Raw genomic sequence first — 14,141 nt, 5'->3', positions numbered from 1 at the left:
TTTTTTATATTACTTTTTTTAAAATAAATTTTACTTTAGAGATAAAACCGTATTGTTGAATTTGTAAAGAGATGGTTTTACCTGATTTTGAAGAAAATAATTTTGCAATTTCATAAAGTTTATATGAATGTGCCGCTTTACCATTAACTTTTAAAATTTCAGTACCTACAACAATTCCAGCTAAATCGGCAGGAGAATTCTTCCTTACATCTGCAACAATAAAACGAGGCGCTAAAACCAACTCTATATCTGTAACAAGACTTACCCCGTTACCTGTACGACCTGAAAATTTTTGACCATCAAGAGAATAATCTGAACTTCCAACTCTTTTTTTCTCATTCTTCACAACTTTCATCCCATTGTGCTCTAAAGTTAGGCCACTCATATTATAAAAAAACTCATCCTTAAAATTTTTGTTTTTCTTGAGGGTTATCGTCTTTTTTTGATAGTCTATTATAGAGATAAAACGTTTAATTATTCCACCTCCTACACTTCCATCTCTTTTCTCATGCTTTAATGCTGCTTCAATAGCATCCTTTTTTGGGAATGCAACAGTTACGTTTTCTAAAGAGAATTTTCCAATTCCAAGTATATCTAATTTAGAGCGTTTTCCATAGATATCACCGCTAAGACCCAATCCCAAAAAATCATCAAAATAGTCTTCTACGTTATAGGAATTTTCATCAAACAACCAAACAGAATCGCTAAGACCTGTATCCAAAAGTAAGTGACTGCTATTTTTTTCAGAATTTACTGAAGGAATTGTAAAATCAATATAGGGTTTATTTTTATGGAACTCCATGTCAAAATCCTGACACCCTCCACATCTTCTTTTCCTGTAATTATCTGGATCATAAATTATTATCTTTTCAGAAACATAATTAGTCTTAACTACAAAACTGTTAAAAAAATCATACCCAATAATACCATGCACAGGAATACCCATTCTAGGACTGAAATTCAAAGCCTTATCGAATATTAGATACAAGTCATGATTGGTATCAATGGCGTCCCCTATTTTTACTGTATTATTTGAACTTTTAAATGCATCTATTACCTCTCCATCACCCATCCCTCTTATTTTTACAGGTTTAGTATTTCTTATCTCTAAAGAATCTTTTTCACCTAGGCTAAAAATTATGGTACTACTTACCCCTGTATCTAATAGAAATGACAAAGAAGTTCCATTTACTTCTACAGGTATTATAACGAGGTTATTAATGTTTTTAAAAGAAATTTTGTCTCTTTTTTGATTTTTAGGTAAGTTAAAACCCTCTTGAGAATGAAGTAAATTAAAACAACCTATATAAATTCCGAAGAAAATTAAAAATACCCTACTATAATTCAAAAAATGCATATAACTAAATATATAAAAATTTAATGAAACCTATTGCCTCTGCTAGGTATTACAAATATATTTTGCAACTTTGTATACTAAATTTATTACGATGCCAAAAATATCTGTAAAAGGGCAACAAATGCCCGAATCCCCTATCCGAAAATTAGTTCCTTTTGCTGAAAAAGCTTACAAACTAAACAAACGTGTTTATCACTTAAATATTGGTCAGCCAGATATTAAATCGCCAAAAGTTGCCATGGATGCAGTTGAGCAGCATTCACTTGAAATTCTTGCTTACACAAGATCTGAAGGCTCAGAAGGTTATCGTATTAAAATAGCAGAATACTATACTAAAAAGAATATAAATGTAGCAGCAGATGATATTATTGTCACTACGGGAGGAAGTGAAGCGTTATTATTTGCCATGGGAAGCATCGCAGACGAAGGTGACGAAGTGATTATTCCCGAACCTTTTTATGCAAATTATAATGGATTTGCAACTGCTTCGGGTGTAAACATTGTACCTGTTAATTCTAAGATTGAAAATAATTTTGCTTTACCACCTATTTCAGAATTTGAAAAACTGATTACTCCTAAAACAAAAGCAATATTAATTTGTAATCCGGGAAACCCAACCGGATATTTATATTCCAAAGAAGAAATTCAAAAACTAGCTGCTATTGTTAAAAAACATGATCTTTTTTTGGTAGCAGACGAGGTCTACAGAGAATTCGCGTACGATGGCGCTCAACATTACTCAATCCTCGAAGAAGATAGCATGGCAGAAAATGGTATTCTTGTCGATTCGGTTTCTAAGCGATATAGTATGTGTGGCGCTCGTATAGGATGCCTTGTTAGTAAAAACAAGCAAGTGATACAGACTGCACTTAAATTTGCGCAGGCTAGGTTAAGCCCACCCACATTTGCTCAAATTGCCAGTGAAGCAGCCCTACAAACTCCGCAGAGTTATTTTGATGAAGTCATTACAGAATATAAAGAAAGGCGAGATATCCTCGTGAATGAACTCAGTAAAATTCCCGGTGTTACCATGGGAATTCCTAAGGGAGCATTTTATTGTATCGTACAACTTCCAGTGAAAGACAGTGATGCCTTTGCACAGTGGTTATTAGAAGATTTTGATATAGATGGAGAAACCATCATGGTGGCTCCTGCTGCAGGCTTTTACTCTACTCCTGGTATGGGTAAAAATCAGATTAGAATTGCGTATGTTTTGAATAAAGAAAGTCTTATCAAGGCTATGAATATTTTAAAAGTAGCCCTTGAAACATATAAAGATTAAATGCAGTTTACAAAGCAAATTTCCCTAAAGAAGTACAATACATTTGGCATTGATTGTAAGGCACGTAATTTCGTAGCGGTTACAACGGTAGAAGAACTAAAAGAGGTGTTAAAGACTTCGGAAGGTTCAAAACGATTTATCTTAGGTGGCGGCAGTAATATGTTGTTGCTCAATGATATTGATGCACTGGTCATTCACGTAAATCTAAAGGGAATTTCGATTATCTCTGAAGACGAAAATCATGTCATAGTAGAAGTCATGGCGGGTGAAAACTGGCATGAATTTGTACTGTACTGCATTGAAAATGAGTTTGGCGGGATTGAAAATCTTTCTCTAATACCCGGAAACGTAGGAACCTCTCCCATTCAGAATATTGGGGCCTACGGAGTAGAACTAAAAGATATTTTTATAAGTTGTGAGGTGCTCGAAATTGCTTCGCAAACCGAAAAAACTTTCAGTAAAGAAGAGTGTCAATTTGGCTACAGAGATTCTATTTTTAAAAATGAAGCCAAAGACCAGTATATCATTACGAGTGTGCGCTTTCAGCTTACAAAAAAAAATCATGTTCTAAGCACTTCATATGGAGCCATTCAGCAAGAATTGAAGGCTCAAAAAATTGAAAATCCTACCCTAAAAGATGTTTCAAATGCTGTGATTTCAATCAGGCAATCCAAACTCCCAGATCCAAAAGAATTAGGCAACAGCGGAAGTTTTTTTAAAAACCCTGTAATCGACGCAGATGCCTTTAAAACGTTCAGAATAAAATTTCCAGAAGCCCCTTTTTATGAAGTTTCTCCAACCCAATTTAAGATTCCTGCAGGTTGGCTCATCGAACAAGCTGGCTTTAAAGGAAAACGCTTTGGAGATGCGGGCGTACATAAAAATCAGGCGTTGGTTCTTGTAAATTACGGAAATGCAACTGGCAGAGAAATCTGGGAATTAGCCTTAAAAATTCAGAAGGAAGTAAAAGAAAAATTTGGTATTTATATCACTCCAGAGGTGAATGTTTTTTAAATGTTGATACAAAATGGATAATCCCATTGTTGGCAAGAATATCCGATTGCCCCATAAGTAAAGTATCTCCCACTTTTGTCAATAATAAAATAGAATCTCCCGCCTTCGCCACTGTGAGCAATTCACCATATACTGTTTTTAATTTATAGCCACCGTCATATTTTCGGTTGCGTTGCACCATCATGGCGGTAGTAATTTTTTCTTTGATAAGATATTTCTGAAAATTTTTAGGAGAAGTTAATGTATCAATTTCAGAATTTAATAAAGCAAATATTGTAAAAGGTCCTTCTTCTTTTCTAAGTATTTCTGAAAGTTCTGAACTATCTATCCCTCTTGCAAAATACTTCAGCTCTTCTCTTGCGTGCAGTCTATCCATCAGGTTATTCTGAATAATTTGTTTTTCTAGAGGTGTTGAATCCTGAACAACTCTAGAAGGTGTTTTAATATCAGGGCTCGCAGCATTCTGCTTGCAACTTAGAAACACAAGTAGAAAACCTACAATAAACCTATAGAAATAATTCTTCATAATCTAATACACCTGTTTCAAAAATAAGGGAAAAAATGTGGCAACAAATGCAAAGCATTGTATTTTTGCAGTACAATTACACACTATGAAACTTTTATTGATCACATTAGTCTTGTTGTTATTAGCTGTCGCTGGCATTGCTATTAAAATCTGGGGCAAAAAAGATGGAAAGTTTGCCGGGACCTGTGCAAGTCAAAATCCTTTTTTGAACAAAGAAGGAGAAGCCTGTGGTTTTTGCGGAAAAACTCCAGACCAATTTGAAAACTGTACCGAAGAAACACATGACTAACATAATGCTACCCGCACACTAATGCTGTTACTGTACGTTTTTGGCACAATTGTTCTAATTAATTGTGGCTACTATCTCTTATTCTCAAAATTTGCTTTTTATACGATTCCCGAGAAGTCCTTTCAAGAAACCCCACCAGTTTCTCTGATTATCTGTGCAAAAAATGAAGCGAAAAATTTACAAGAACATCTTCCATTTTGGTTGGAACAAAATCATCCCGATTTTGAGATCATCCTAATCAATGATGCTTCAGCCGATGAAACTTTGGATGTGATGGAAGATTTTGCTTTAAAACATCCCAGTATTAAAATTGTCAATGTTCAAAATAATGAAGCGTTTTGGGCAAGTAAAAAATATGCCCTGACACTTGGAATTAAAAAGGCATCTAACAAACATCTTATCTTCACAGATGCAGACTGCAAGCCAGCTACCAAACACTGGTTAGTAGAAATGGCATCCCAATTCTCTAGTCAAAAAGAATTGGTGTTGGGTTACGGTGCTTATGATAAAACCAACGGATTTTTAAACACGTGTATTCGTTATGAAACCATGCTCACAGCTACGCAATATTTTAGTTATGCATTGGCAGGCATGCCTTACATGGGAGTAGGAAGAAATCTTGGGTATACAAGTTCGTTATATTATGCAAACAATGGTTTTATATCACATATAAAAGTAGCTTCAGGAGACGACGATCTTTTTGTAAATGAAAATGCCACGTCAAAAAATACAGCTATCTGTGTTCGAGAAGAATCTTTCACCTATTCCATTCCGAAGAACACATGGAAAAAATGGATCAACCAAAAGAAACGACACATCACAACCTCAAAACTATATAAACCAAAGCATAAGCTATTATTAGGCCTATTTTATGTTGCTAACTTGCTATTTTGGGTTGGAACTGCTGTCATTTTCTTTTTCTACTCATGGGAAATACCTGCACTAATAATTGGGATTCGTTTATTATTACAATATGTAACCCTTGGCAATGCAGCTAAAAAACTAAAAGAAAACGACCTCATCCCTATGCTTCCCTTTTTGGAACTATTTTTAATATGCATGCAAATGTGTATCTTTATTTCAAATAGACCCTCAAAAAATCCCCGTTGGAAGTAAGCAAAGAAAGCATCTTAGAACAAATTGGCAAAGCCAAAAGAGGAAAGCAAAAAGCATTTAGTTTTTTGTTGGATCGGTATTGGAATGAAGTATATCTTTTTCAATTAAAGCGTGTCAATAATGAATATGAAGCAGAAGATATCACGATTGAAACTTTTAGTAAAGCTTTTGATAAGATAGAAACTTTTGATGAAGTGTATGAATTTAGCACTTGGTTGATTGCTATTTCGAAGAATATTCAGATTGATAAATTCCGAAAGAAAAAAGCCTCTATCTATAGCAATACTACCATTGAAAGTGAAGAAACATTAAAGAAAATTGTAGACGCGTCTCCTACTCCTGAAGACGAATTGATACGGGAACAAAATCTGGCCGAATTACTCCGATTTATAAAAGAGCTCAAACCCCATTATCAGGACGTTATTAATTTGAGGTATTTTCAGGAAATGAGTTATATAGAAATTTCTGAAAGTCTTGAAGTTCCATTAAACAATGTCAAAGTGCGTTTGTTACGCGCCCGGAAATTATTAGCCGAAATCATCACACAACAACACTAGCCTTGAAACTCACTTTAAAAAAACTCGGTCCTGGTTTTCTGTTTGCCGGTGCAGCAATAGGAGTTTCACATTTAGTGCAATCCACAAGAGCGGGAGCCGACTTTGGCTTCGGTTTGGTGTGGGCGCTACTTCTCATTAATGCAGTTAAATATCCTTTTTTTGAATTTGGTCCTCGTTATGCCGCTGCCACTGGAGAAAGCTTATTACAAGGATATCATAAAATAGGGAAACCTGTAGTTGTTGCCTATTTTATCCTCACATTCGCCACCATGTTTACCATACAAATTGCCGTTACTATAGTCACCGCAGGGATAGCTATGTTCCTTTTTGGAAGTGGTTCCATAGTTCTTTGGACTGCAATTATCACAGGAATTTGTTTTTGCATCCTTAGTATAGGAAGGTTTAAATTTCTCGATACATTAATGAAAATTATTGTGATTTGCCTAACCATTAGTACTGTTGTTGCCGTAGGACTTGCATTGCCAGAAAACCCAGTAAATCTCGCTCAAACTTTTCCTATTGAAACAGCATCAATTGCTTTTCTAATTGCCTTTATGGGCTGGATGCCAGCCCCTTTAGATATATCGATCTGGCAATCTATTTGGACCGTTGAGAAAAAGAAGTTAGATCCCTCTATCACTCCTAAAAACTCCAGATTCGACTTTAATGTGGGTTATGTTACTACTATTATAATTGCGATTGGATTTCTGTCATTAGGAGCCCTAGTAATGTTTAACAGTGGACAAGGCTTTTCTAATAAGGGAGATGAATTTGCCAATCAGTTAATTTCTATGTACACTTCCAGCTTGGGAGAAGGTGCCATGATCATTATTGCTGTTGCTGCCTTAACTACTATGTTAAGCACTACCCTCACAACGCTAGACGGTTCTCCAAGAGTCATGAAAAGCAGCTCCGAGCTTATTACCGGCAGAAGCTATAAAAGAGGCTATCTATTTTGGCTATTAATTCTCATTGCAGGTACATTGAGTATCTTTTTCTTTTTACTTTCAGAAATGAAAACTCTAATCGATATTGCTACCATCCTATCTTTTATTACAGCACCATTTTACGCCATTTTTAATTACAAAGTTATAACGAGTACACACACTCCTAAAAGTGCACAGCCTTCAAAATTTATGAGGGTTTATAGCCTGATTAGTATTAGTATTCTGGTAGTTTTTAGCGGTTGGTATCTTTTTACACTATTGTAACGTAGAATTTTCTGAAGGAATCTCTTTTTTCCTCTGAATGTGAAAATAACGATAGACGAGTAATAATACCACAACAAAATAAATAATATATCGTATAAAGTGAGCCAATACGACACCTTCTACTCCCCAACTATCAACAAAGTAATAAGACATTCCGTAGAAAAGAGCTAATGAAAGTACTTCTGAAAATATAAAGTTACGCACCATCTTTTTGGCTAAAAATTGATGTGCTAAAATGATAGATGCCAGTCGGATAAAGTCACCCAGTAATTGCCATTTAAACAGTTGAGACATTTCATTAAAACCAGGGTATATAAGTTCAATCACAAAGTCTCTAAAAATATATATACATAACATACCTACTCCAAATATGGGTAACAGGGTTTTATAAATACTAAGCAATTCTTTTGTAAAGTCGGTTTGAGTATAAATGCTGGCAAACTTTGGGATTACATAGAGTGTAAGAACCGAGCCAACAAACACCATATAATTTTTAGAAATATTGGTCATAGCCGTCCAGATTCCTGCATCTGCTTCGGTCATTTTAGTGGCCAGCAAGTCACGAATATCAATCTCTACAAATCCCAATAAAATGGTTGATACAAAAGACATCAATGAAAAAGCTAGTAAGCTTTTTGCCAGTGGCAATCTAAATTTAATTTTATTGAATTGCACATATTCCTTCAGGATTTTAAGGAATAAAAAAAGCATTACTGAAAATTGAATGGCCGGCGTAATTGCAATTGCAACCAGTACGCCATCGATATTATATTGAAATAAAAAGTAAACTGTTAAGGCAGAACTTAACAAGTAAGAGACCAATTCAATCTTTGCAAATTTTTTATACTTTGAGAGCCCATTGACAACCCCACTAAAGACTCTCTGAACTGCAATAAAAGGGACAATAATTGCCACTAATTTAATGAGATAGGTAAATTCTTTTGAAGAAAAAAGATAGTCACTCCAATATCCAGAAAAAGCAAATAATACTATGGAAGCTACCACAGACCCAATTGTTACAAATACGAAAGAAGAAGAAAATAATTTCTGAAGCTGTTCTTTATCTTCTCTGTGCTCGGCAACATACTTAACAACCCCATTAAATACTCCCAGCGTTGTGATGGAAGTGAGCATTTGTGTTAGTGTTTGTAATTGCCCAATTTTATAAATCCCTGCTTCCCCAACAATCTGAGCATACAATCGCTGGATAAAAAATGAGATGACCAGTCGTACCCCAATTACCAACGCATTTACTGAAGTGATCTTGAGTAGTAAATTTGATTTTATAAACTGAGGTATTTTCAAGGAAAATGTAAGTTAGTAGTTATTTAAAGCTTCTATTATTTCTGAAACAGCGTCATACTCAATCACCGGACTAATTGGAATACTTACAACTTCTTTATGAAGAATCTCTGAAGCAGGAAAATGTAATTTATTAAGTTCTTTCAAGGCTTCCTGCTTATGAGGTGGAATCGGGTAATGAACTAGAGTTGCAATATGTTTTTTCTTCAAATAGCTTACAAAATCATCGCGATCCTTTACTCTTACCACAAACAAATGAAACACATGACTATGTTCATCCTTATAAAATGGTAAGGTTATTTTTTCATTCTTGATTTTATTAAAATATCTGTTAGCTACTCCTCTTCGTAAATGATTATCGGTGTCTAAAGAAGGTAATTTAATTCGTAAGAACAGGGCCTGTACCTCATCAAGCCTTGAATTAAAACCTAGATACTCATTTACATATTTTGTAGATGTTCCATAATTTCTAAGTTTACGTACCACTGAAGCCAACTCATCATCATTGGTAGTAACCGCCCCTCCATCTCCCAAAGCGCCCAGATTCTTTGCAGGGTAAAAGCTAAATCCTGCAGCATGTCCTAAGTTTCCTGCCCTAATGTTCTTTTTATTTTTTGCTCCGTGAGCTTGTGCGGCATCTTCTATAACTAACAAATCGTGATCTGAAGCCAATTCATTAATTTCTTTCATAGGAGACAACTGCCCATATAAGTGCACAGGCATAATTGCTTTAGTTTTTGATGTAATCGCTTCTTCTAAAGCTTTCAGATCAAAATTGTAAGATTTTGCATTTACTTCAACAAGTACGGGTATTAAACTAGCCTGTTTGATCGCTAGGATGGTCGCAATAAAGGTATTTGAAGCGACCAATATTTCATCTTCTGCCTTTAATTTTCCCTGTATTTTATAACCTTCCAAAATTAAACGAAGTGCATCCAGACCATTCCCTACACCAATGCAATGCTTTGTACCACAATAGGCTGCAAATTCTTTCTCAAAAGCTTCAACCTGATCTCCAAGTATAAAATGTCCCGAGTCTAGAAATTCTTTGAATTGCTCCTGAAACTCATCTTCAAAACGAGCGTTTATTTTTTGTAAGTTTAAGAAAGGAATCATTTTAATGGGATCTCTAAATTTTTATAAGCATTCGTTTTTACAAGATACGTATTTGCAATATGGCTGCGCGCACCACAGCTTTCTTTCCAGAAAATAAGTCCTTTATTGAGAATTTTTCCATTTTCTTCGGAAGAAATGTTGAAGTCGAAATAGCGCTTATCATCACATAACGAGTTGATGATAAAATCATACGCAAGATCTAAACTCCCGTAACTGTTTTTATCTTCATTCCCTGAAACATATTGAGGGTGAATGGTGGTTTCAGTTAAAAAAACAGTAGTTCCGGCAACTACTTTATTGTCTTTATAGATGGTCACCTGTTTAATATTTTCAGGGAAGCGAGCGGCCAAAAGTTTAATTTCGTCCAAAGAGTGAACAGGTTTCACATTGTGTTTTTTAGCAAGGTTCGGAATTAAGACCTCATTCCAAAATCCTTCAAAATTAGTATCTACTTTTAATACTAACCCATTTCGAACAGCCTTGTTAATACCTTCCCTTCGGTTTTTCTGAAAACGTAATTTATGGTTGTAATCAATAACCATAAGCACCTCTTTTTTAGTAAGTTTAGCTTCAGATTTAAATAAAAAATACTCCAACTCATCTGCCGGCATCCTGTTATAGAACGTTGGAATGACCCTTATTTCTAGTTCTTCAATCCCTTCCGAAGCTAAAAAAGTAAGCATGGCTTTATACGCTTCAAAAGCATACAACAGTTTACTACTGTCTTGAAGTACAAAAGAGCCATAAGTCAATCCCTGATGAGAAAAAAGCTTAGTATCACGCACATTAGCAGGCAGGACGGCGTATAACGCATCGTCTTTAAAAATCATTAGAGAAAAATCTGAAAACCTATCACTGTGATAGTCCATGAAATCACGGTGAAATAAAAAGGTCGCATTCTTTCCCTTTGTTATAAAAGCATTCCACTCCGCTTTAAGTTCGGGTTGGTATCTTTTGACGTGAAATGTACTGCTGCTTTTTGTGGTATTCGTTTTCAAAAAGAATTCTGGTTGGTTATACGAATGTAAAACTAAAATTTATTTTACTTTTAAAGCTAAATTATACGCTATAAATGATCGTTGACTATATAACTCCCAAAAGAGCAAAATTATTTGACTACCTCCTATTTGTCATCGTTTTTATAGTGGTTATGTCGAGAAATGTAGTACTCTTTACCGATAGCCCAGGGTATATTGATCAGGATATCATCCGGTCGCCAATCTATCCTTTATTCTTAAACTTTACAGAAGGGCTCTCTAGCACCAACTTTAATACTGTTACTGCTTTTTTTCAGGTAATACTAGGTTTACTAGCCATTCATGTTTTTATGAATGTGATAAGAAAGGTAGTCCAACTTCATTGGTTCTGCTACCTTCTGCTCACTATCATTGTTGTTTCACCTTATGTTTATAATCATACCATAGCAAATAGATTTCTTTCTGAAGCATTAGCGTATCCATTATATTTGGTTGTTGTTTCAAGGTTTTTATTGTTGATTGCATTTTACAAGAAGAAATATTTGTGGCAAGGTATACTCTTTTTATTCATCCTGCTTTTAACAAGAACCCAATTTTTATTTTTAGTGCCAATCGCAAGTATAGTATGTTTTTATCTAGGGTTTTCAGAAAAAAAAATAAAAAAATGGATCCTTCCAATTTCGCTACTTATACTATTACCATTTATAACACAACTGGCAGATAAAACCTATCACAAATTACAGCATGGAGTATTTATTTCAACACCCTGGACTGGTATTCATTTAGTAGCTCCTGCTATGTTTGTTGCAGATGAAGAAGATCGTTCTTTGTTTACTTCTGAACGAGAAAAACTATTTTTTTCTACCCTATATGCTTCACTAGCTGAAAAAGAACTTAATATAAATCATCTCTCTAAAGAAAATGCCTTAGAATCGAGCGCTTATTATAGAGAAAATTTTACAAAGATTGCCAATAGAACTATATATGAAGAAGGAAAGATGATTGTAGCTGCTAATGAACCAGAACTGAAAAGATTTATAGCGGTAGAAAATATAACAAAGGAGATGGCACTCCCTTTAATTACAGATAATTTTAAGAAGTGGTGTAAAGTATATATTCAAAATTACATACTTGGGTTTGGGACTGCGAGAACGACACTCTTGTATGTACTTATTTTAGGCTTTAGTCTGGTAATGGTCTATAAACGCTCTAATAGTATCTCAAAAATACTCACCTTCGTAATGACATTACTTCTTGCGAATGTAGCTATAGTTGCTATTGGAATGTACACTATAAAACGATTTACATTCTATAATGATTGGGTAATTTTTTTAGTAGTTTTTATTTTGCTTCAGCAGTTTTCCGAAAAGTTAGATATTAAAAAGTCGCAACAAGGCACAGTAGTATAATTAAAAGCACAGTTCTCTTTATTCCGAATTTGCTTCAGCAAAAAAAAGACCGAAACATGGTTCCAGTCTTTTAGTGTGTAAAAAATATAAATAACTTATACTATTTTGTTTCTCTTTCTATCTACTTCTTTCAAATAGATTTTACGTAATCGCAAATGATTAGGAGTTACCTCTACATATTCATCTTTTTGAATGTATTCCAACGCCTCTTCTAAAGAGAATTTGATTGCCGGAATAATACGTGCCTTATCATCTGCACCCGAAGAACGTACGTTTGAAAGTTTTTTAGTCTTGGTAATATTCACGGTCATATCATCCTGACGTGTATTTTCACCAATGACTTGACCTTCGTAAATATCTTCATTCGGATTCACAAAGAAACGGCCTCTGTCTTGTAATTTATCGATAGAATAGGGTATCGCAGAACCGTTTTCCATAGATACTAAACTTCCATTCTGACGCTCAGGAATCCCACCACGTAAAGGTTGGTATTCTAGAAAACGGTGCGTCATAATAGCTTCTCCAGCCGTAGCGGTCAATAACTGATTTCTCATTCCAATAATTCCTCGCGATGGAATGTTGAATTTGCAGATCATTCGATCTCCTTTTGCTTCCATGCTCAACATCTCTCCTTTTCTAATGGTTACCATATTAATGGCAGTGCCACTTACATGCTCAGGAAGGTCAATGGTCATTTCTTCAACCGGCTCACATTTAACACCGTCAATCTCTTTGATAATTACTTGTGGCTGTCCAATTTGAAGTTCGTAGCCTTCACGTCGCATCGTCTCAATTAATACCGAAAGGTGTAATACCCCACGACCAAATACCATGAACTTATCTGCACTGTCTGTTTCCTGGACTCTCAGCGCAAGGTTCTTTTCAAGTTCACGCTCTAACCGCTCCTTAATATGACGTGATGTTACAAATTTTCCGTCCTTTCCGAAGAAAGGAGAATCGTTAATTGTAAACAACATACTCATAGTTGGCTCGTCGATCGCAATAGTTTTAAGTCCCTCTGGGTTTTCAAGGTCGGCAACCGTGTCCCCAATTTCAAACCCTTCAAGACCTACCAACGCACAAATATCACCTGCTTGAACCTCTGGGACTTTAATACGTCCAAGACCTTCAAAAGTGTGCAATTCTTTAATTTTTGTTTTTACAATATTTCCATTTCTTTTTACAAGAGATACTGGCATGTTTTCACGAAGGGTTCCTCGCTGTAGGCGACCTATAGCGATTCGTCCTGTAAAGGAAGAAAAGTCTAAGGAAGTAATTAATAATTGAGGCGTTCCTTCTTCAAATTTTGGAGAGGGAATATGTTCCAGCACCATATCTAATAAAGGCTCAATATTGTCTGTTTCGTTTTTCCAGTCATCACTCATCCAATTGTTTTTGGCACTACCATATACGGTAGGAAAATCCAATTGCCATTCTTCAGCTCCTAATTCAAACATCAAATCAAAAACAGCTTCATGTACCTCATCTGGTGTACAGTTTTCTTTATCTACTTTGTTTACAACCACACATGGCTTTAACCCAAGGTTAATAGCTTTTTGTAATACAAAACGTGTTTGAGGCATGGGTCCTTCAAAAGCATCCACTAATAATAGTACGCCATCTGCCATATTTAACACACGCTCAACTTCTCCTCCAAAGTCGGCGTGACCAGGAGTATCAATAATATTGATTTTTGTGTTTTTGTAAACTACCGAAACATTTTTGGAAGTAATTGTAATTCCACGTTCTCGTTCAAGATCATTATTATCAAGAATTAATTCTCCTGTTTTTTCGTTTTCACGGAACAAGCTACAGTGGTGCATGATTTTATCAACCAGGGTAGTCTTTCCGTGATCAACGTGTGCAATAATTGCGATGTTTTTAATTTCCATCCTTGTGCCCACGAAAGTGGGTAACTTTTAAATTAATATAATTGTAGAAAAACTAAGAGGAAAAACCACCTGTCTTTTCAGCGGTGCAAAAGT

At 35.2% G+C, this 14,141-nt stretch carries 13 protein-coding genes; 7 read left to right on the top strand and 6 right to left on the bottom strand.

What is annotated here, in order from left to right:
* Positions 1 to 4 precede the first annotated feature (4 nt).
* Positions 5 to 1,357: a retropepsin-like aspartic protease gene (locus ACFQO1_RS11610; RefSeq protein ID WP_380218300.1), complete on the bottom strand. Its 1,353-nt coding sequence runs from the start codon at positions 1,355 to 1,357 to the stop codon at positions 5 to 7.
* A 91-nt stretch (positions 1,358 to 1,448) separates the two neighbouring features.
* On the opposite strand from ACFQO1_RS11610, the gene ACFQO1_RS11605 reads away from it, so the two are divergent.
* Positions 1,449 to 2,639, top strand: a complete 1,191-nt coding sequence (locus tag ACFQO1_RS11605) for a pyridoxal phosphate-dependent aminotransferase (RefSeq protein ID WP_380218299.1) — start codon at positions 1,449 to 1,451, stop codon at positions 2,637 to 2,639.
* Positions 2,640 to 3,653, top strand: a complete 1,014-nt coding sequence (gene murB / locus ACFQO1_RS11600) for a UDP-N-acetylmuramate dehydrogenase (protein WP_380218298.1) — start codon at positions 2,640 to 2,642, stop codon at positions 3,651 to 3,653.
* Here murB and ACFQO1_RS11595 read toward each other — a convergent pair.
* Positions 3,628 to 4,179, bottom strand: coding sequence for a fasciclin domain-containing protein (locus ACFQO1_RS11595; protein ID WP_380218297.1), 552 nt, complete (start codon positions 4,177 to 4,179; stop codon positions 3,628 to 3,630). The genes murB and ACFQO1_RS11595 overlap by 26 nt on opposite strands.
* Positions 4,180 to 4,264: 85 nt before the next feature.
* Between ACFQO1_RS11595 and ACFQO1_RS11590 the strand changes: the two genes are divergently transcribed.
* Genes ACFQO1_RS11590 through ACFQO1_RS11575 form a run of 4 tightly spaced genes read left to right on the top strand, consistent with a single transcriptional unit; the run spans position 4,265 to position 7,352 of the window.
* Complete coding sequence (locus tag ACFQO1_RS11590; RefSeq protein WP_380218296.1) at positions 4,265 to 4,468, top strand: membrane or secreted protein; 204 nt, start codon at positions 4,265 to 4,267, stop codon at positions 4,466 to 4,468.
* A 21-nt stretch (positions 4,469 to 4,489) separates the two neighbouring features.
* Positions 4,490 to 5,584, top strand: a complete 1,095-nt coding sequence (locus ACFQO1_RS11585; protein ID WP_380218295.1) for a glycosyltransferase — start codon at positions 4,490 to 4,492, stop codon at positions 5,582 to 5,584.
* Positions 5,575 to 6,141, top strand: coding sequence for an RNA polymerase sigma factor (locus ACFQO1_RS11580; RefSeq protein ID WP_380218294.1), 567 nt, complete (start codon positions 5,575 to 5,577; stop codon positions 6,139 to 6,141). The genes ACFQO1_RS11585 and ACFQO1_RS11580 overlap by 10 nt, the downstream gene beginning before the upstream one ends.
* Before the next feature lie 2 nt (positions 6,142 to 6,143).
* Positions 6,144 to 7,352, top strand: a complete 1,209-nt coding sequence (locus ACFQO1_RS11575) for an Nramp family divalent metal transporter (RefSeq protein WP_380218293.1) — start codon at positions 6,144 to 6,146, stop codon at positions 7,350 to 7,352.
* Here the strand turns inward: ACFQO1_RS11575 and ACFQO1_RS11570 are convergent.
* From ACFQO1_RS11570 to ACFQO1_RS11560, 3 genes are read right to left on the bottom strand one after another with little or no spacing between them, the layout of a single operon-like run.
* Complete coding sequence (locus tag ACFQO1_RS11570; RefSeq protein ID WP_380218292.1) at positions 7,344 to 8,657, bottom strand: O-antigen translocase; 1,314 nt, start codon at positions 8,655 to 8,657, stop codon at positions 7,344 to 7,346. The genes ACFQO1_RS11575 and ACFQO1_RS11570 overlap by 9 nt on opposite strands.
* Before the next feature lie 12 nt (positions 8,658 to 8,669).
* The gene (locus ACFQO1_RS11565) at positions 8,670 to 9,770 is read right to left on the bottom strand and encodes a DegT/DnrJ/EryC1/StrS family aminotransferase (protein ID WP_380218291.1); all 1,101 of its coding nucleotides are present in this window, start codon (positions 9,768 to 9,770) and stop codon (positions 8,670 to 8,672) included.
* The gene (locus tag ACFQO1_RS11560; protein WP_380218290.1) at positions 9,767 to 10,768 is read right to left on the bottom strand and encodes a GNAT family N-acetyltransferase; all 1,002 of its coding nucleotides are present in this window, start codon (positions 10,766 to 10,768) and stop codon (positions 9,767 to 9,769) included. Before ACFQO1_RS11560 ends, ACFQO1_RS11565 begins: the two co-directional genes overlap by 4 nt.
* A gap of 74 nt (positions 10,769 to 10,842) precedes the next feature.
* Here ACFQO1_RS11560 and ACFQO1_RS11555 point away from each other — a divergent pair, with 74 nt between their 5' ends.
* Complete coding sequence (locus ACFQO1_RS11555) at positions 10,843 to 12,156, top strand: hypothetical protein (protein WP_380218289.1); 1,314 nt, start codon at positions 10,843 to 10,845, stop codon at positions 12,154 to 12,156.
* 95 nt (positions 12,157 to 12,251) lie between these two features.
* On the opposite strand, the gene typA is transcribed toward ACFQO1_RS11555, so the two are convergent.
* Entirely contained in the window at positions 12,252 to 14,048 is a 1,797-nt protein-coding gene (typA, locus tag ACFQO1_RS11550; protein ID WP_380218288.1) for a translational GTPase TypA, read from the bottom strand.
* Positions 14,049 to 14,141: the final 93 nt, after the last annotated feature.

The organism is Jejudonia soesokkakensis (assembly GCF_042664795.1).
In the GTDB taxonomy this organism is placed as follows: Bacteria; Bacteroidota; Bacteroidia; order Flavobacteriales; family Flavobacteriaceae; genus Jejudonia; species Jejudonia soesokkakensis.
Note: the sequence above shows the minus strand (reverse complement) of the source record. Positions and strands in the feature narration are given on the sequence as shown.

Bases quoted from the DNA above. Each gene is read 5' to 3' on its own strand.
- ACFQO1_RS11605 (WP_380218299.1), top strand. From the start codon at position 1,449: ATGCCAAAAATATCTGTAAAAGGGCAACAAATGCCCGAATCCCCTATC.
- ACFQO1_RS11555 (WP_380218289.1), top strand. From the start codon at position 10,843: ATGATCGTTGACTATATAACTCCCAAAAGAGCAAAATTATTTGACTAC.
- ACFQO1_RS11595 (WP_380218297.1), bottom strand. From the start codon at position 4,179: ATGAAGAATTATTTCTATAGGTTTATTGTAGGTTTTCTACTTGTGTTT.
- ACFQO1_RS11590 (WP_380218296.1), top strand. From the start codon at position 4,265: ATGAAACTTTTATTGATCACATTAGTCTTGTTGTTATTAGCTGTCGCT.
- ACFQO1_RS11585 (WP_380218295.1), top strand. From the start codon at position 4,490: ATGCTGTTACTGTACGTTTTTGGCACAATTGTTCTAATTAATTGTGGC.
- ACFQO1_RS11565 (WP_380218291.1), bottom strand. From the start codon at position 9,770: ATGATTCCTTTCTTAAACTTACAAAAAATAAACGCTCGTTTTGAAGAT.
- ACFQO1_RS11610 (WP_380218300.1), bottom strand. From the start codon at position 1,357: ATGCATTTTTTGAATTATAGTAGGGTATTTTTAATTTTCTTCGGAATT.
- murB (WP_380218298.1), top strand. From the start codon at position 2,640: ATGCAGTTTACAAAGCAAATTTCCCTAAAGAAGTACAATACATTTGGC.
- typA (WP_380218288.1), bottom strand. From the start codon at position 14,048: ATGGAAATTAAAAACATCGCAATTATTGCACACGTTGATCACGGAAAG.